The sequence below is a fragment of the Pseudomonas sp. HN11 genome (assembly GCF_021390155.1).
In the GTDB taxonomy this organism is placed as follows: Bacteria; Pseudomonadota; Gammaproteobacteria; order Pseudomonadales; family Pseudomonadaceae; genus Aquipseudomonas.
This window is the reverse complement of the sequence record NZ_CP089985.1, coordinates 6,174,929-6,191,958: the sequence shown is the minus strand read 5'-3', so window position 1 is coordinate 6,191,958 and position 17,030 is coordinate 6,174,929. Positions and strand designations below refer to the sequence as shown.

Genomic DNA, 17,030 nt, shown 5'->3' with positions numbered 1-17,030 from the left:
CACTCTGGAAAGAGCAAGTTATGTGCCGTCGCCGAAAAACAGTCGGCGGGCCGCGCCGAGACTTATTTCACTGCGGTAGAAAGCAGTTTTCTGTTCGTCGCTCAACCCTTTCGGGGTGTCGGCGGCCGCACCCAGGCCGTGTTCCTCTACGGTCTTAAGGCGCCCCGACAGGTAGGTCTTGGCTGGCGTCCAGGAGGTACTGTAGTGAAAGTGCGCGTACCAGAGGGGTTTATGAGTGTTGCTATCAATCAGGGTGTATTCATCGAGGTAGTCGCGTGCCGGGCTTTTAAGACGGCGACGGATGATCGTCTGCTTGATGGTGATTGCGTTCTGGTGTTTCAGCCACTCCACGGCGGCGACTGTCGGGGGGTGCTGTTTGAGCAGGTGTATCACCTGCTCATTGCTCTTGCGGTATAGATTGGCGATGGCTTCAGTCAGCGCTTTGGTGACCCAACTGGCTGGCAGATTGGCGTCCTCGGTGACATTGCTTTGCGTCAACGCGGACTCGATCGCGCTGACGGCCTGTTCCAGGTGCTTGGCCTGTTGGTGATACAGGTACTCGATACCGATGGGGTTGCGTTCGGGCTGGGCCGCCATTGTCTCGGCGCGTGCCAGGAAGGCCGGCAGTTCATCCAGTAGGGCCTGGCCTCGACGGACACTGGTTTGCACATCGACCGCCGCGCGGCTGACCGGTGGAGTTTTGATGCGCTCGACCCAAAGCCCTGGCGTTTTTTCGTGGTAGGTGGCAACCACTTTGCGTGTTATCGGCGAAAAGATATCCACCAGGCCTGTGTCCAGGCCAATCGAGGTCAAGCGCGGCTCGCCGATCAACTGGCCGCTGTAACGGGTGCGGATAAACCGTTTCTGTGGACGCGGCGGCGTCGGTGGCGGGGCGGGTCGGTTGCGCAAGGTCTCCCGTTCGGCACTCGCCAGCGCCAGGTTAATGACCGCGCGTCGCTTGAACTCGGACAGTTGATCGCGCAGGCGTTGCAACGGTTCATCCAGGACATGGGCAGAGTGCTGGTCCTTGAGGTCGACCAGGCGCTCGTCCACCAGGCGAAATTGCTCGATCAGGTTGCTCAAGGTATCGAAGCGTTCATCCAGGCGGTTTTCACTCTGCTCGTCCAAGGTGTCACGCAGGCATTGGATCGCCACGCCTGCGGTATCGACGATGCTGTCCAGCATGGACCAGGCTTGCGGTTCGGTGCGCTCGGTCTGTTCGTTCAGGCATAGGTTGCGGCTCAACGCGACTTGCAGCGCCTTTAGCGCATCGATGTCGTACGCGGGCAGGGTGCTTTTGATGGTATTGATCAACCGCAGGCCATCGCGTTGCAGCTTGCGCAGTTCGACAAAACGGCCCTGCATGTATTCAAGGTGTTGGATCATCTGCCGATTCAGCGCGCTCATGCGTCGGGAGTCCTCAATATGGCGTTCTTGCGGTTCCTCGGCCTGACGATCGATCTGGTCCAGCACCGTGCGCAGCGTAGGGGTGAAATCGGTCAGCGCATCGCGAATATCCGCGCGGGTGAGTTCGGTCTGTGCCTTGAGGTAGTTGAGCGCTTTTTGCGAATAGTCGGCAATCGGCGCGTGCACGTTGAGCTCCTTGAGTTGCTGCAGGGCGGTTTCATAATCGTTGCGCTGGGTTTCCAGGATTTGCAGGTAGGTCTGTCGTGACGCTTGGGCAGAAGTAGAAGGGGCCGCTACCATAGCTTGGTGAGCCTGTTGCAACTCGCTTAGGGCTTTCTTTTTATCGTTTTCAAAGTCGCTCAGTTGCTTGCGTAGCTGCTCGGCACGCTTTTCGGCCAGGGTCTTGGATTTGCGCAGCATGCTTTTGGGGCCGCCGCCGCGCAGGCGCAAGCGCGTGTCTACAAACCAGTTGCCCTGGCGATTGCTGATCAAGGGGGGGCCGGTGCGCTCAGGTTGGGTGGAATCGACGATCAACACGGTATCGTTCTCATCCACCTTCACCTCGAACCAGCGCGAGCCAACCGGGGCATAGTATTTCCCAGCGTCGAGATATAAATGCAGGTGTGCTCCTGGCGCTTTGATGGGCTCGCCCAAGGTCGCCGGTTTGGCGACCTTGAAGCGCTCCAGTACCGCGCTCAGCCGTGCGGGTGTGCGGCTCATGGCGCCAAGGGTATGCAATGGCTGTAGGTGCGTTGTCGGCAGTTCGTCGGTACTGAGGGTGGCCAATCGGGTGGTCTGTTGGACCTTGGGCTTGGAGGGTCTGCGCGGCCCAGGAGCGCGTTTTATCGGTGGTTCGGGCCGCGCTTTTGGACCGTCTCGAGAAAGGCCGTGCAGTGCGGCGGCCATGCCGAGGTTGAGCAATAGCTCGCTCAAGGCTTCCCAGAGGGACTGCTGCTCGGGGTGCTCGCTGGCGTCGACCACCTGTTGCAGTTGATCCATGATTTGCCACAACCAGGCTGCTGCACCTGCGGTTCGCCCCAGAAACGGCAGTGCGGCATTGAATATCAGCCAGCCGGCACGTTTGAAGGTTTCCCAGCGGGCCTCGGCATTCGACACCGATTGACGGTTCGCCAACTCAGCCATCGCCTGGGCATTGGCCATGTACAGGAGTGCGAAGATATCACCTTCCAGGGCATGTACCCCCACGCTCATCGGCCCACTCAGGGTCCAGAGCTTGAGCGGGTCGACCAGAAACTCCGCCGCCGCCCACGGCGAGGGCAGCGCGCCGGGGAACACGTAGCGGGTGTAGTCCTCACGTGCGTCGTCGGGCAACCAGGCCAGTACGGATTCGCGCAGCCGTGACGACTGCTGCACGGCGTACAACAGGTTGGTCGGCGAAGGGTATTGGATCAGCGGCGGATCCAGCAGCGGGCGATACAACAGGCACGGCCCGGCGGATACGTCCTGGGGGCCGATCACGTACATGTTCTGCACCTCATCTTCTGAGTTATCGGAGCGCCGTTGTGGCACGAATGCCAAGGGCCGCAGGTTGATCCGCAGGCCATCCACCTGGCGGTCCACGGCCTGCTCCTGCATCAGTGCGGCCACGTAGCGGTAGCCTCGCTCGTCGATACCGTACTGCCCACGGATTTTGCATTGCAGCGCGAGCAGCGGTAGTTGGATACGCAGGTGGTGAGTGAAGAGTTGCTGGCGACGGGCCGATTCCTGGGGGTCGTTCAGCAGGGTGCTGTTGATCAGGGCCGGGTAACGTCGGCCAGTGTCGATGCGGCTGATCAGGCCTTCCAGATAGCTGACGGTGAGCCAGTCCGGCAGACCATTACCGCCTTGAAAGCGCAGCGTCTTATCGCCCAGTGGCACAGCGATCAGGTTTTGCAGGGCCAGTTCGGCAAGATTGAAGGTGGTTATGTCCGTTTGGCCCGGTACGGTGAAAGTGCCCCAGATCACCGGACTCTGCACCACCAACTCAATTTTATCGAGCATCAGTGTGGTGGCGTCGGCATGTTCCTTGAGCATTTCGCTGCGTAATTGGTCGAGGGCATAGGTCTGGATGGGCGCTATGGCATCCAGGTAAGTCTTGCCCTCGTTGACGCGATGCAGTGCCGCCAGATCCTTGAGGTGCCGGGAGAACGCGTTGATGTCGGAGCTGGTTGCCTGGCTCAGCCAATCCGGCAAGGCCTGTTGGAACCATTGCAGGTCATCGTCCGACGCGGCAGGTTCGCTGCCGGGTGGCGCGGCCAGTGGTGCACGACTGACGGCATCGCCCTGAATGTCGGAAAAGTCCAGCGCGCCGATGGCTTCGATCTGTATGGCGATCAATGCGCAGGCCAAGTGATCGAAGTAATTGCCCTGGGGCTCCACCAACCGCCACTGCAGGTTAGTGTGAGCGACTGAGGTATCGACCAGCATAGTCAATGCCTGGCCCAATTGCTCCAGGGTGCTGAATTTGTCGAAGCCTTGCAGAAGCGAGTGAGTCAGGATCACCTCACGGCCGTCCTGTTTGCCAATCAACACGGTGACCAGGTGCTCGTTCAGATGCCTGACCTTGCCCCGGCTGTCGACCTCGTCGATGTCCAGCAAATAGGCTCGAGTGGCATAGCTGTCCTGGTGCCGATCCTCCGAGTCGGGCGCGCGGTACAACTGGCGTGCCATCAGGCAGTCCGTTGTCGTCCAGCCCTGCACTTGATCCACGTTCCAGAGGTCGCGCAAGGTGCTCGATAATTGGTGCCAATAGGGGCCGCTGCCATTGGACTGGTTCCAGTAGCCCACCTGCCGATCTTGGTAGGCACGAATCATCACCGGCGCCAGCACGTTGATCAGTTCTGCGATTTCGTCGATGCGCACGGGCAGGTGCACGACGGGCTCGACGATGGGCAGGCGGGTAAGAAAGTGCTCGCCTTCAAGATAGATCGCAGGCACTGCCAGCACCGCCTGCCTGACCAATACATCACTCAGTGCCTGGTAATGCGGGGCGGCGGCGACGATCTGATCGTCGACGAACTCCCAGGAGGGTGTACCGACCACGGTGCTTTCGGGGTCGATGTCCAGCTTGGGGTAATGTGCTTGCAAGTGCTCGCGCAACAGTGCCGAAGCCACTTCGTGGAATGTTGGTCCGGCGGACATTTGGGCGATCACGGCGGCACTGGGGGCGGGCCGGGTGTGATTGGGCGGGGTTGAAGTCATGGACAGCTCCTGACGTGCCTAGGATTGGAAAACACCCGAGGTCATGCCTCGGGTGTCGCCATGCTAGGAAACGTGGAATCAGGAGGGCGGTGATTATGTAGAGGGCTTAACCCAACTCACCGCACAGGTTGGTTTGCGCCAGGCGGCGGACGTCGTCGCTATCGAGCCCTGCGCCGAGCAGCGCATTGAGTTTGCCGAACGCCGCTTCACGGGTCATGCCACCGCCCGACAACACGCCTACGCCGCGCAGGCGGCTGCCGGCTTCGTAGACATCCAACGCCACACCGCCTTCGTGGCATTGGGTGATCGCCACCACCACCACGCCTTGAGCCTGCGCGCGCTCAAGGCTGGCGAGGAACTCAGGGTTGTCGCTAGGGCCGGTGCCGCTGCCGAAGCATTCGAGCACCAGCGCTTGAATGCCGCTGCCGATCAGCGCGTCCAACTGCGCCGCGCCGATACCCGGAACCAGCGGCAGCACGCCGACACTGGCCAGGGTTTTGGGTTGGCGATAGTCCAGCGCCGCAGGGATGGACTCGGCACGGGCCACGCCACCCTGGCGATTCAATGCGGCGAACGGGTTGCGACCGAAGCTGCGAACCTTCGCGCAGGCGGTGGGCGCCATCGTTTCGCCATGAAAATGCAGGTGTACACCCGCCGACAGGCCTGCGCCCAGGGCTTGCAGCGCGCCACTGACGTTTTCCCAGGCATCGCTGTCCGGCACGCCGGCGGGTAACATCGAACCGGTAAACACCACGGGTACCGGCAGCCCCAGCAGTTGGAAGCTCATGGCCGCTGCGCTGTAGGCCAGGGTGTCAGTGCCGTGCAGGATCAGCACGGCATCGCAGCCGTCATCCACTGCCTCGACCACCGCCGTGCGCAGGCGCTGCCAGTAGCCCGGGGTCATGTTGGCGCTGTCGATCAGTGGCGCCATTTCGCGAAAGCGCCACGCGGGCGAGGGCTGAACGGCAAGCTGCTCGCGCATGCGCGCTTCGAAACCGGATGCCGGGGCCAGGCCATTGGCGCTGGCCTGCATGCCGATGGTGCCGCCGGTGTAGAGCACCATGACGTTGTTGGATGCTGACATTGAGATTCTCCTGAACGAAAAACGCCGCCGGGCCCAGAGCATGCCCAAGGCCGGGCGGCGTGTCACTGCTTAGCGTTTCAGCGTTGCGTTTGAGCGTTCAGCTCTGCCGACGACGCCACGTTCGGTTTGACCGGATTGGCCGGCCAGGCCTTGCGGTCCAGGTCCAGGTCGGGGAACTGGCTGGAGTCGAACACCGGGGTCTTGATGCCGGCGGCGCGCTGATTGTCGTAGTCGTTCAGGATGCGCATGGCGATCTTGAACAGAAACGCCAGGGCGAACAGGTTGACGAACGCCAGCAGGGTCATGGTGATGTCGGCGAAGGCAAATACGGTGCTCAGGTTCTCGATGGAACCCCAGAAAATCAGCACCAGTACCAGCGCCCGATAGCCCATCAGCACCTTGCGGTTGTTGCCGACCAGGAAGCGCAGGTTGCTCTCGCCCAAGTAGTAGTTGTACATGATCGAGGTGAACACGAACAACGCCAGGGCCACGGAGATAAACATGCGGCCCCAGTCACCGACCACGGCGGCCAGGGAGTTCTGGGTCAGGGCAATGCCGTCGCCTTCGAAACCTGGGGTGTAGAAGCCGGACAGCAGGATCAGCAACGCAGTACAGGTGCAGATCACGAAGGTGTCGAGGAACACACTGAACGCCTGAACCACGCCCTGAGCAATCGGGTGTTCTACCGAGGCCACTGCCGCCACGTTAGGCGCACTGCCCAAACCTGCTTCGTTGGCGAACACGCCGCGTTTCACACCCATGATGATCGCGCTGCCCACCAGGCCACCAAAGGCCTGGTCCAGGCCGAAGGCGCTCTTGACGATGGTCGCGAGCATGGCCGGCACGTGGTCGAATTGCAGCACGATCACGTACAGGGTCACGGCGATGTACACCAGGGTCTTGACCGGCACCAGCAGGTCGGCGATCGAGGCGATACGCTTGATCCCGCCGATGAATACCAGGCCCAGCAGTACCGCCAGCGCCAGGCCAGTGTAGGTGGTGTCGAGGCCGAAGGCGTTGTTCAACGAGTGGGTCACGGCGTGGGCTTGCAGGCCATTGAAGGCGAAGCCGAAGGTCACCAGCAGCAGGAACGCCATGACCATACCCAGCCAGCGCTTCTGCAGGCCGTGCTGGATGTAATAGGCCGGGCCGCCACGGTAGGTGCCTTCGGTGTCGGTGCGCTTGTACAACTGGCCGAGGGAGCACTCGATGAAGCTCGACGACATGCCGACCAACGCGGTGACCCACATCCAGAACACGGCACCCGGACCACCCAGGGTCACGGCAATGCCGACACCGGCGATGTTACCCGCACCGACGCGGCCGGCCAGGCTGAGCATCAGCGCCTGGAACGAACTGAGCTGGCCGGAGCTGCTCTTCAGGCTGTCTTTGAACACCGAGAACATGTGGAAAAAGTGGCGCAACTGAACGAAACGCGAGCGAATCGTGAAATAACCGCCGAGCCCGACAATGAGCACGATCAGTACTTTCCCTGAGAGGAAGTCGTTGATGACTTCGAGCATGGAGTGTTCCTCGCTGATTTTTCTATTGGCAAACGCAGGACGGTCCGACCACGCCGCATCGCACCAGGCAGTGCGCGACAGTTCGACCCCAATCCTTTTGCGGGTTGTTATTCATGCGGTTTCGCGATGTTTGCGGGGCTCGTTACCGACGGCCGCAGACGCGAGAGGGGCGGCACTATACCTAGGCGAACGTGATCCGTCTGCCCGAGGCGATTAAAGGTTTCAGCACAGAGGCGGGCATGCGGGGCGATATTGGATTTTTTATGGGCGTCATTTCACAACCTTTAGGCAAAAAAAAGGGCCTGAAGAACGAGCCTTCAGGCCCTCAAAAGGTGAGAGGTGTCTAGTCCCTCAACCTGGTGAGCGGTGCAACAAACGCTTAGGCCTTCAGGGGAACCAAGCGTGGGGCAATCATGTTTTCGGGGCGCAGGATGTCGTCGAGCATGGCGTCGTCGAGCAAACCTTCTTCGCGCACCAGTTCCAGCACGCCGCGGCCGCTTTCAAGGGCGATACGGGCAATGCGGGTGGCGTTTTCATAGCCGATGTACGGGTTCAGCGCGGTGACCAGGCCGATGGAGTGCTCCACCAGTTCGCGGCAGCGCGCTTCGTTGGCGGTGATGCCGACGATGCAGTGCTCGCGCAGCATGTCCATGGCGCGTTGCAGCAGGCGGATCGAGTCGAAGATCTTGAAGGCGATCAGCGGCTCCATCACGTTCAACTGCAGTTGACCGCCTTCGGCCGCCATGGTCAGGGCCAGGTCGTTACCGATGACCTGGAACGCCACTTGGTTCACGGCTTCCGGGATCACCGGGTTGACCTTACCGGGCATGATCGAGCTGCCTGGCTGGCGCGCCGGCAGGTTGATCTCGTTGATGCCGGTACGCGGGCCGCTGGACAGCAGGCGCAAGTCGTTGCAGATCTTCGACAGCTTCACGGCGGTGCGCTTGAGCATGCCGGAAAACAGCACGAAGGCGCCCATGTCGGAGGTGGCTTCGATCAGGTCGGCGGCTGGAACAACCGGTTGGCCGCTGATCACCGCCAGGCGCTGTACGGCCAAGGCCTGGTAGCGCGGGTCGGCGTTGATGCCGGTACCGATGGCGGTGCCGCCCAGGTTCACTTCGGTCAGCAGCTCTGGCGCCAGGGTTTTCAGGCGGGCCAGGTCTTCACCGAGGGTGGTGGCGAAAGCGCGGAATTCCTGGCCGAGGGTCATTGGCACGGCGTCTTGCAGTTGGGTGCGACCCATTTTCAGCACGTGGCTGAATTCTTCGCCCTTGGCGGCGAAGGCCTGGATCAGGCTGTCGAGGCTGGCCAGCAGCGCGTCGTGGCCCAGCAGCAGACCCAGGCGGATCGCGGTCGGGTAGGCGTCGTTGGTCGACTGCGCCATATTCACGTCGTTGTTGGGGTGCAGGTACTGGTACTCGCCCTTGTTGTGGCCCATGGCCTCCAACGCGATGTTGGCGATGACCTCGTTGGCATTCATGTTGGTTGAAGTGCCGGCGCCGCCTTGAATCATGTCTACCACGAACTCTTCGTGGAAATCGCCGCGGATCAGGCGGGCACAGGCTTCGCTGATGGCTGCGTGCTTGGCTTCGCTGAGCTGGCCCAGTTCCCGGTTGGCGTCAGCTGCCGCTTGCTTGACCATTGCCAGACCGACTACCAATTTCGGGTAATGCGAAATCGGAACGCCCGAGAGGCGGAAGTTGTTCACCGCTCGCAGGGTCTGGATGCCGTAATACGCTTGGGCAGGTACTTCGAGTACGCCAAGCAGGTCTTTTTCAGTACGGAAAGATGCAGCGGAGGACATGACGGAAATCATCTCAATATGAACCCGGAGCTGGCCGGAACGCTGCAAATGCTAGGCTTTTGGGCGTTTTTGGGCCAATGCTGTTAAACACTGGCCTATGCACAAACGGCATAATGTCGGTGTGACCCAGCTATGATGGCGGGCGTGTGTGCCAAAATGGTGCGTACCCGTGGGAGGAAGTGATGAACCTTGAGAGCAAATGGCTGGAAGACTTCAGCGCGCTGGCGGCAACCCGCAGTTTTTCCCAGGCGGCAGAACGGCGCTTCGTGACCCAGCCAGCGTTCAGCCGACGGATCCGCAGCCTGGAGGCTGCGTTGGGCCTGACGCTGGTCAACCGCTCGCGCACACCGGTTGAATTGACCGCAGCGGGGCAATTGTTCTTGGTCACTGCGCGCACAGTGGTCGAGCAGCTTGGTGAAGTGCTGCGCCATTTGCATCATCTGGAAGGCGGGCAGGGCGAAGTCATGCAAGTGGCGGCGGCCCACTCGTTGGCGTTGGGGTTCTTCCCACGCTGGATCGCGCAACTGCGCAACGAGGGTTTGAACATTGCCACGCGGTTGGTCGCCACTAACGTCGGTGATGCCGTGCATGCCCTGCGTGAGGGCGGTTGCGACCTGATGCTGGCGTTCTACGATCCGGATGCGGCGATGCAGATGGACGCTGAAATCTTCCCATCGCTGCATTTGGGCAATACCGAAATGCTCCCGGTGTGTGCAGCGGATGCCGACGGTAAGCCGTTGTTCGATCTGGAAGGCGAGGGCAGTGTGCCGCTGCTGGCCTACAGCGCGGGCGCTTTCCTCGGCCGCTCGGTTCACTTGCTGCTGCGCCAACGCGCGTTGCGCTTCACCACCGTGTACGAAACCGCCATGGCCGACAGCCTCAAGAGCATGGCCCTGGAAGGCCTGGGCATCGCCTGGGTTCCGCAACTGAGCGTACGGGCGGAGTTGGCGCGTGGTGAGCTGGTGGTGTGTGGTGGCCCGCAATGGCATGTGCCATTGGAGATTCGCCTGTATCGCTGTGCCTTGGTGCGCAAGGCGAACGTGCGGTTGTTGTGGCGCAAGTTGGAAGGTGGCGCGGCCGGCGCAACGGTGTGAGCGGCGAATAAACCCAGGGCAATGGTGACCTGTTGAAATTGACCGGGGGCACTGGCTCAGTCAAATTTATTAAGGTATTTGCGAATGTTTTGTTTGTTGGCGTCGGAGTAGTTCAAGTCATTGCCGCGCAGAAAGGACTCTCCGTTGTATTTCATGAACGTATCATTCCACCATCCGTTATAAGTGATATCCGCGTCCTCGCGCGTTGCACCCAGCAAAAGCCCGAGTGCGTGCGCGGCGCCTCGAGGGTTGCTGTAAGAAGTTACTCCATATGTATGGCTGGGGTCGGCCTTTGCAGGTTCGCGGAGGCTTGAATTGTCCGGAGTTATGAATAAAGTTTTCTCCAGTTTAGGCTCTTTCGATTGGCGTTCTAGTTTCCCGTTTCTGCTCAGGTGTTCGACAAAGCCACGCTCGACATCGTTGTCGGATTTATAGTTGAAGTCTCGAATTTTTGGGTCGCGGATCACATTGATGACAACTTCCCGTCCTGAAATTTCCTCAATGTGTTTTTTGGCCAAGGCCAAATGAGTTTGCTCGAATTCCCGTTCGGGGACATGACCCACGTCTTTGTGGAAAACCACATTAATATGAATCGGTTGTTTTAGCGGGGCGCGCGGAGTTTTCGGTTATTGTTGAGGTGTTTTGTGAAACGATTCGATAAAAATCGAAGATGGAATTAGTGCCCATAGATTTATTCCTCGTGTGTCGTGTCGAAGATTAAGTGACGAGGGACGAGCGTATAGTCAATGCACTTTCATGAAGTGATGACTTATCTGGCAAGTCGGTAAGAAACTGTGTCAGGTGTCGTAGTTCGCTCAATTATCAGTGTGGCGTTTTTAATGGGATTGAACAAAAATAGGCTGACTTCTGAGTCAATAAGTGGCCTTGGGCGATGCGCTAGACAGATGGTCATCCAAGGGGCTGTTTATCTCTATTATTACGGTATACTGCGCGGCCTTCGGCCGGTCCAACCGGCCTTAATTCGTACAACAAGCCACGCCGGATTTCCCGCGTGGCTTGTTGTTTTTTGACGCGCCTGCGGGCGCCCAGAGAGAAGAGGCACGACGATGAGTGCATTGGTTGGCGTGATCATGGGCTCCAAGTCCGATTGGTCCACCCTTAGCCACACCGCCGATATGCTGGAAAAACTCGGCATTCCGTATGAAGTGAAAGTGGTCTCTGCCCACCGCACCCCGGATCTGCTGTTCCAGTATGCCGATGAAGCAGAATCCCGCGGCATCGAGGTGATCATCGCCGGTGCCGGCGGTGCAGCGCACCTGCCTGGTATGTGTGCGGCCAAGACCCACCTGCCGGTACTCGGCGTGCCGGTGCAGTCGGCGATGCTCTCGGGCGTGGATTCGCTGTTGTCCATCGTGCAGATGCCAGCCGGCATCCCGGTGGCGACCCTGGCGATCGGCAAGGCCGGTGCAATCAACGCAGCCCTGTTATCCGCCAGTATCCTGGGCGCCAAGCATCCGCAGTTCCACGCGGTGCTGAAGAAATTCCGTGCTGAGCAGACAGACAGCGTGCTGGACAATCCAGACCCACGCATCGCCTGAGGGTGTTGACGATGAAAATCGGTGTAATCGGTGGCGGCCAACTGGGTCGCATGCTGGCCCTGGCGGGAACCCCGCTGGGGATGAACTTCGCTTTCCTGGACCCTGCGCCGGACGCTTGTGCGGCCGCGTTGGGCGAACACCTGCGCGCTGACTACAGCGACCCGGACCACCTGCGCCAACTGGCGGATGAAGTCGACCTGGTAACCTTCGAATTCGAAAGCGTCCCGGCCGAAACCGTGGCCTTCCTGTCGCAGTTCGTGCCGGTGTACCCGAGCGCCGAAGCGCTGCGCATTGCTCGCGACCGCTGGTTCGAGAAAAGCATGTTCAAGGACCTGGGTATCCCGACCCCTGCCTTCGCCGATATCCAGTCCCAGGCAGATCTGGACGCCGCCGTTGCCAGCATCGGCCTGCCGGCCGTGCTGAAAACCCGCACCCTGGGTTACGACGGCAAGGGCCAGAAAGTCCTGCGCACCGCTGCCGATGTGGTCGGCACCTTTGCCGAACTGGGCAGCGTTGCCTGCCTGCTGGAAGGCTTCGTGCCGTTCACCGGTGAAGTCTCGCTGATCGCCGTGCGTGCCCGTGATGGCGAAACCCGCTTCTACCCGTTGGTGCACAACACCCACGACAGCGGCATCCTCAAGCTGTCCGTGGCCAGCACCGATCACCCGTTGCAGGCCCTGGCCGAAGACTATTCCAGCCGTGTGCTCAAGCAGCTGGACTACGTCGGTGTGATGGCCTTCGAGTTCTTTGAAGTCGACGGTGGCCTCAAGGCCAACGAAATCGCCCCGCGCGTGCACAACTCCGGGCACTGGACCACCGAAGGCGCCGAGTGCAGCCAGTTCGAAAACCACCTGCGGGCGGTAGCGGGCTTGCCGTTGGGTTCCACGGCCAAGGTCGGCGAGAGCGCCATGCTCAATTTCATCGGCACAGTGCCGGCAGTGGAAAAAGTCATCGCCATCGACGACTGCCACCTGCATCACTACGGCAAGGCCTTCAAGGCCGGGCGCAAGGTCGGCCACGCCAACCTGCGCTGCAAGGACCGCGCGACGCTGCAAGCGCAGATCCTCAAGCTTGAAGCGCTGATCGCCGAGCAATAAGCCTCGGGTCGGCGGGAACCATTGGTTGCCGCCGTCTCTCTGATTGCAGGATGGCAAAGCCTGACTAGGCTTTGCCATGACTCACATTCAATCAGAGGGAAATGCCATGGGTATCATCGGAACCATCTTCATCGGCTTGATCGTCGGTCTGCTCGCGCGTTTCCTCAAGCCAGGCGACGACAGTATGGGCTGGATCATGACCATCCTGTTGGGTATCGCCGGCTCCCTGGCCGCGACCTACGGTGGTCAGGCGCTGGGTATCTACCAAGCGGGTCAAGGCGCGGGTTTCATCGGTGCCTTGGTCGGCGCCATCGTGCTGCTGGTGATCTACGGCTTGATCAAAAAGAAGTAATCAGCCGACAAAGTCCTCTGCGCTGCGCAGGCGCAGAGGGCTAGAATGCTCGGCACTTGTACTTGCCGAGCTTTTTCATGCGCCGTCTTCTGTTGACTCTTCTCTTGCTGGGCTCCGGCCTGGCGCACGCCGGTGAACTGCCGGAAACCGACTGGCTCGACCTGATGCCGCTTTCCGACCAGAAAGCCCTCGAAGCCATGCCCGAGATCGACCACAACTCCCCCGAAGCCCAGGGCACCTTTACTGATAAGGGTGGCTTGAAGCAGAGCAAGGGTTTGCCGGCGGTGATGTATTCGACCAAGACCGTGGCGGCCATGAATGGCAGGAACATCCGCATCGGCGGCTACCCGGTGCCGTTGGAAACCGACGCCAAGGGCCGAAGTACTTTGTTCTTCCTGGTGCCGTATCCAGGCGCGTGCATTCATGTGCCGCCACCGCCGCCGAATCAGTTGGTTCTGGTGCGTTATCCCAAGGGGTTGAAGCTGGATGATATCTACACGCCGCTGTGGGTCACGGGCACGTTGAAGGTTGAGAAGGTGAATAACGATCTGGCGGACGCTGCGTATGCGCTGGATGCTGGAAAGGTGCGGGTGGTGAAAGAGTCGGACCTCTAAATCCGACTCTTTGCAGTGAATCTACCTACAGACTGACCCCGGTGATGCTCACACCCAAGGTGTGGCTTTCGCCAGGCGCCAGCGTTACCACATCATCCAGCACATTCGCTGTTTCGATGCACAGCATGCCTGTCCAGCCATCGTCGGCCATGTCGTCGAAAGCCTTGGCGCGTTCGGTCCAGGGGTTCCAGATCACAGTCGACGTCGAACCCTCAGCAGTGAGTTGAATGCGACGCTGCCAGTCTTTGTCGACAATATCCAGCTGGGACGGCGTGTCGAGGTAAATGCGATCAGTCTCGGCGGTGAAGTGCAGCAGGCCGGATTGCTTTTTCTCGGTCCAGCCATCGGCGGTGTCGATATACGCCAGCCCGTCCAAGCCTTCGACCTGCACGTTGCGCACATCGCTTACGGTGAAGTAGGTGTGCAATGCCTGACTGAGCGTTACGGTGTCGGTGCCACGGTTATGGCTGGTCAGGCGGATATGCAGTTGGTCGTCCAGCAGCAGGCTCAGTTTCAGGTCGACCTGATGGGGCCAACCAGGAAAGCCGCCTGCCGGCACCGGCAGTACCAGATCCACGCGTAGCGCTTCACCTTCAAGCTCGGTCGCGACCAATTCCCACAACGCGGTGCGCACAAAACCGTGGGCACCCGCTGGCTGCTCGCTCTGACGCATTGCCTTGACGCTCTGCGGGTTACGGTCAAACACGCCAAACCACGGCCAGCACACCGGGACGCCGGTCCGAATGCCCTTGCCCTTCTTGAACACCGCTTCTGGGTTCGGCCAGATCAGCGGCTGCTCACCGTCGCGCCCGTAACTGAAGATATGTGCGCCCTGTTGGGCCACCCTCAGTTCGGCGCCGTTGTGGCGAATACGCCAGCAGTCCAGCTCGTCGATTTTCACGGTTTCAACGTGGGGCGTCGGCATAACAAAGCACTCTTCATGGCAGGCAATGGGGCAATTGACCGTCAAAAGCCGGTGAGGTTTAACGAGCGCGCGATGGTACCGAACGCGTGCGACCACTGCCGTCGATGGCGACGAATACAAATACTGCCTCGGTCACCTTGCGCCATTCGCTGGACAGCGGGTCGTCGCTCCACACTTCGACCATCATCTGGATCGAGCTGCGACCGATTTCCAGGGCCTGAGTATAAAAGGAGAGCTGCGCGCCCACGGCGACAGGGACCAGGAACGCCATGCGATCAATGGCCACGGTTGCCACCCGCCCACCTGCGACCTTGCTGGCCATGGCAGTGCCGGCCAGGTCCATCTGCGCGACCAACCAGCCGCCGAAGATGTCGCCAAAACCGTTGGTTTCACGCGGGAGCGCGGTGATTTGCAGGGCGAGATCGCCTTGCGGAATAGGATCTTCTTGTTCGAGTTCGATCATGCCAAGGGCCTCTGACCCGTAACGCTTCATGGGTATTTCAAGTGGATAGCCGTCTTCGAAAAAAACGTTTCAGCACCAACATACACCGCATGATGCGTTTCTCGTAAGGCGTGCTAAAGGGAAACTCTGCCAAATCGGCTGGATGGCAACCAACGACGTTTTGGCACAGCAGCCCCTCAAGACTGGGGTTCTTGCGCTTGCAAGGCCCGAGTATATCGAGACCCTGTCGCCACGACGACCTCTGCGCGCTCATTTGGTCGGCATTTAATGGCTGTATAGCGGCTTTTTCCGGCAACTGTGCTTCTCGAAGCCGTTAAAGCGCGGGAAAGGGAATATTTTGTGCCGTTGAGCTGTTACTCGCTCAACGCTGTGCTTTTTCTAGCGATTTGCTATCTTGCCAAGCCTGCCGCAAATCCCGCTTGCCATCCTGATTACTATAAGAGAAGCCTTGCCATGTCCTCCGTGCCCGCAAGCAGTGCGCAACCTTCGCGCCCGCTGACCCGCAACGACTACAAAACCCTGTCGCTGTCTGCCTTGGGCGGGGCGCTAGAGTTTTATGATTTCATCATTTTCGTGTTTTTCGCCACCGTGGTCGGGAAACTGTTCTTCCCCGTGGACATGCCCGAATGGCTGCGCATGATGCAGACCTTCGGTATCTTCGCAGCCGGCTATCTGGCACGCCCTCTGGGCGGCATCATCATGGCGCACTTCGGTGACCTGCTGGGCCGCAAGAAAATGTTCACCCTGAGCATCTTCATGATGGCCGTGCCGACCCTGATCATGGGTCTGCTGCCGACCTACGCGCAGATCGGCCTGTGGGCGCCGGTGCTGTTGCTGCTCATGCGCATCATCCAGGGCGCGGCAATCGGCGGCGAAGTACCGGGCGCCTGGGTGTTCGTCTCCGAACACGTACCGCCGCGCCATATCGGCTACGCCTGCGGCACCCTGACCAGCGGCCTGACTGCCGGCATTCTGCTGGGTTCGCTGGTGGCCACTGCGATCAACACTCTCTATAGCCCCGAGCAGGTCTCGGATTTCGCCTGGCGCATCCCGTTCCTGCTCGGCGGCGTGTTCGGTCTGTTGTCGGTGTACCTGCGCCGCTGGCTGCATGAAACACCGATCTTCGCCGAGATGCAGCAGCGCAAGACCCTGGCCGCTGAGTTGCCTTTACGCGCGGTATTGCGTGATCACCGTGGCGCTATCGTGTTGTCGATGCTGCTGACCTGGCTGCTATCGGCAGGCGTGGTGGTGGTCATCCTGATGACCCCGACCGTGCTGCAAACCATCTACCACTTCAGCCCGACCGTGGCGCTGCAGGCCAACAGCCTGGCCATCGTTACCCTTAGCCTGGGTTGCATTGCCTCGGGCGCCCTGGCTGATCGTTTCGGCGCCGGCCGCGTGCTGGTCACAGGGTGCGCGCTGCTGCTGGCGACCTCCTGGACGCTGTATCACAGCCTCTTCAACCACCCTGACTGGCTATTCCCGCTGTACGCCCTGACCGGCCTTTTCGTGGGCACCATCGGCGTGGTGCCGTATGTGATGGTCAAGGCCTTCCCGCCCGTGGTGCGTTTCAGCGGCTTGTCGTTTTCCTACAATGTGGCCTATGCCGTATTCGGCGGGCTGACGCCGCTGGCGGTATCGCTGCTGATGAAGGAAAGCCCGATGGGCCCGGCCTACTACGTTGCCGCCCTGTGTGTGATGGGGATGGTGGTGGGTGGGTATCTGTGGAAGCGTTCGCGCTGATTCTTTGACGATGACCGCTCCCGCGCTCTGCGTGGGAGCGATGGCAACGCCTCGCTGCGCCCTTCTCCTGGCCAATAGTGGCCTTTCATCTAACTGTCACATTTCAGACATAGAGTGTTCACACGGCCTCCCGATACTTGGCCCCGATCCAACTATCCCTATCT

At 60.3% G+C, this 17,030-nt stretch carries 13 protein-coding genes; 6 read left to right on the top strand and 7 right to left on the bottom strand.

Annotation, left to right across the window (positions count from 1 at the left end):
* Positions 1–18 precede the first annotated feature (18 nt).
* From LVW35_RS28505 to aspA, 4 genes are all read right to left on the bottom strand, one after another.
* Positions 19–4,608, bottom strand: coding sequence for a hypothetical protein (locus LVW35_RS28505; RefSeq protein WP_233893006.1), 4,590 nt, complete (start codon positions 4,606–4,608; stop codon positions 19–21).
* Between the two features lie 106 nt (positions 4,609–4,714).
* The gene (locus LVW35_RS28500) at positions 4,715–5,692 is read right to left on the bottom strand and encodes an asparaginase (RefSeq protein ID WP_233893005.1); all 978 of its coding nucleotides are present in this window, start codon (positions 5,690–5,692) and stop codon (positions 4,715–4,717) included.
* 77 nt (positions 5,693–5,769) lie between these two features.
* Positions 5,770–7,215 (bottom strand): alanine/glycine:cation symporter family protein, encoded by a 1,446-nt coding sequence (locus LVW35_RS28495; RefSeq protein WP_233893004.1) that lies wholly within the window; start codon positions 7,213–7,215, stop codon positions 5,770–5,772.
* A 379-nt stretch (positions 7,216–7,594) separates the two neighbouring features.
* Positions 7,595–9,019, bottom strand: a complete 1,425-nt coding sequence (aspA, locus tag LVW35_RS28490; RefSeq protein ID WP_010207594.1) for an aspartate ammonia-lyase — start codon at positions 9,017–9,019, stop codon at positions 7,595–7,597.
* 182 nt (positions 9,020–9,201) lie between these two features.
* Between aspA and LVW35_RS28485 the strand changes: the two genes are divergently transcribed.
* Positions 9,202–10,113: a LysR substrate-binding domain-containing protein gene (locus tag LVW35_RS28485; protein WP_233893003.1), complete on the top strand. Its 912-nt coding sequence runs from the start codon at positions 9,202–9,204 to the stop codon at positions 10,111–10,113.
* A gap of 56 nt (positions 10,114–10,169) precedes the next feature.
* Here LVW35_RS28485 and LVW35_RS28480 read toward each other — a convergent pair whose 3' ends face one another.
* A complete protein-coding gene (locus LVW35_RS28480; protein ID WP_233893002.1) occupies positions 10,170–10,694 on the bottom strand; it encodes a hypothetical protein in 525 nt (174 codons plus the stop codon).
* A gap of 486 nt (positions 10,695–11,180) precedes the next feature.
* Between LVW35_RS28480 and purE the strand changes: the two genes are divergently transcribed.
* The 4 genes from purE (at position 11,181) to LVW35_RS28460 (ending at position 13,735) form a co-directional block, all read left to right on the top strand.
* Entirely contained in the window at positions 11,181–11,672 is a 492-nt protein-coding gene (purE, locus tag LVW35_RS28475) for a 5-(carboxyamino)imidazole ribonucleotide mutase (protein WP_003176980.1), read from the top strand.
* Positions 11,673–11,683: 11 nt separating this feature from the next.
* Positions 11,684–12,769: a 5-(carboxyamino)imidazole ribonucleotide synthase gene (locus tag LVW35_RS28470; protein ID WP_233893001.1), complete on the top strand. Its 1,086-nt coding sequence runs from the start codon at positions 11,684–11,686 to the stop codon at positions 12,767–12,769.
* Between the two features lie 106 nt (positions 12,770–12,875).
* Positions 12,876–13,121: a GlsB/YeaQ/YmgE family stress response membrane protein gene (locus tag LVW35_RS28465; RefSeq protein ID WP_005792540.1), complete on the top strand. Its 246-nt coding sequence runs from the start codon at positions 12,876–12,878 to the stop codon at positions 13,119–13,121.
* Positions 13,122–13,198: 77 nt separating this feature from the next.
* Positions 13,199–13,735 (top strand): DUF3299 domain-containing protein, encoded by a 537-nt coding sequence (locus tag LVW35_RS28460; RefSeq protein WP_233893000.1) that lies wholly within the window; start codon positions 13,199–13,201, stop codon positions 13,733–13,735.
* Between the two features lie 25 nt (positions 13,736–13,760).
* On the opposite strand, the gene LVW35_RS28455 is transcribed toward LVW35_RS28460, so the two are convergent.
* Together LVW35_RS28455 and LVW35_RS28450 are read right to left on the bottom strand one after the other, a co-directional pair.
* The gene (locus tag LVW35_RS28455; protein ID WP_233892999.1) at positions 13,761–14,660 is read right to left on the bottom strand and encodes a D-hexose-6-phosphate mutarotase; all 900 of its coding nucleotides are present in this window, start codon (positions 14,658–14,660) and stop codon (positions 13,761–13,763) included.
* Between the two features lie 58 nt (positions 14,661–14,718).
* Positions 14,719–15,123, bottom strand: coding sequence for an acyl-CoA thioesterase (locus LVW35_RS28450; protein WP_003176975.1), 405 nt, complete (start codon positions 15,121–15,123; stop codon positions 14,719–14,721).
* Positions 15,124–15,576: 453 nt separating this feature from the next.
* Between LVW35_RS28450 and LVW35_RS28445 the strand changes: the two genes are divergently transcribed.
* Positions 15,577–16,866: an MFS transporter gene (locus LVW35_RS28445; protein ID WP_233892998.1), complete on the top strand. Its 1,290-nt coding sequence runs from the start codon at positions 15,577–15,579 to the stop codon at positions 16,864–16,866.
* Positions 16,867–17,030: the final 164 nt, after the last annotated feature.

Coding starts and splice junctions, on each gene's coding strand:
- LVW35_RS28505 (WP_233893006.1), bottom strand. CDS start 4,608: ATGACTTCAACCCCGCCCAATCACACCCGGCCCGCCCCCAGTGCCGCC.
- LVW35_RS28500 (WP_233893005.1), bottom strand. CDS start 5,692: ATGTCAGCATCCAACAACGTCATGGTGCTCTACACCGGCGGCACCATC.
- LVW35_RS28495 (WP_233893004.1), bottom strand. CDS start 7,215: ATGCTCGAAGTCATCAACGACTTCCTCTCAGGGAAAGTACTGATCGTG.
- aspA (WP_010207594.1), bottom strand. CDS start 9,019: ATGTCCTCCGCTGCATCTTTCCGTACTGAAAAAGACCTGCTTGGCGTA.
- LVW35_RS28485 (WP_233893003.1), top strand. CDS start 9,202: ATGAACCTTGAGAGCAAATGGCTGGAAGACTTCAGCGCGCTGGCGGCA.
- purE (WP_003176980.1), top strand. CDS start 11,181: ATGAGTGCATTGGTTGGCGTGATCATGGGCTCCAAGTCCGATTGGTCC.
- LVW35_RS28470 (WP_233893001.1), top strand. CDS start 11,684: ATGAAAATCGGTGTAATCGGTGGCGGCCAACTGGGTCGCATGCTGGCC.
- LVW35_RS28465 (WP_005792540.1), top strand. CDS start 12,876: ATGGGTATCATCGGAACCATCTTCATCGGCTTGATCGTCGGTCTGCTC.
- LVW35_RS28460 (WP_233893000.1), top strand. CDS start 13,199: ATGCGCCGTCTTCTGTTGACTCTTCTCTTGCTGGGCTCCGGCCTGGCG.
- LVW35_RS28455 (WP_233892999.1), bottom strand. CDS start 14,660: ATGCCGACGCCCCACGTTGAAACCGTGAAAATCGACGAGCTGGACTGC.
- LVW35_RS28450 (WP_003176975.1), bottom strand. CDS start 15,123: ATGATCGAACTCGAACAAGAAGATCCTATTCCGCAAGGCGATCTCGCC.
- LVW35_RS28445 (WP_233892998.1), top strand. CDS start 15,577: ATGTCCTCCGTGCCCGCAAGCAGTGCGCAACCTTCGCGCCCGCTGACC.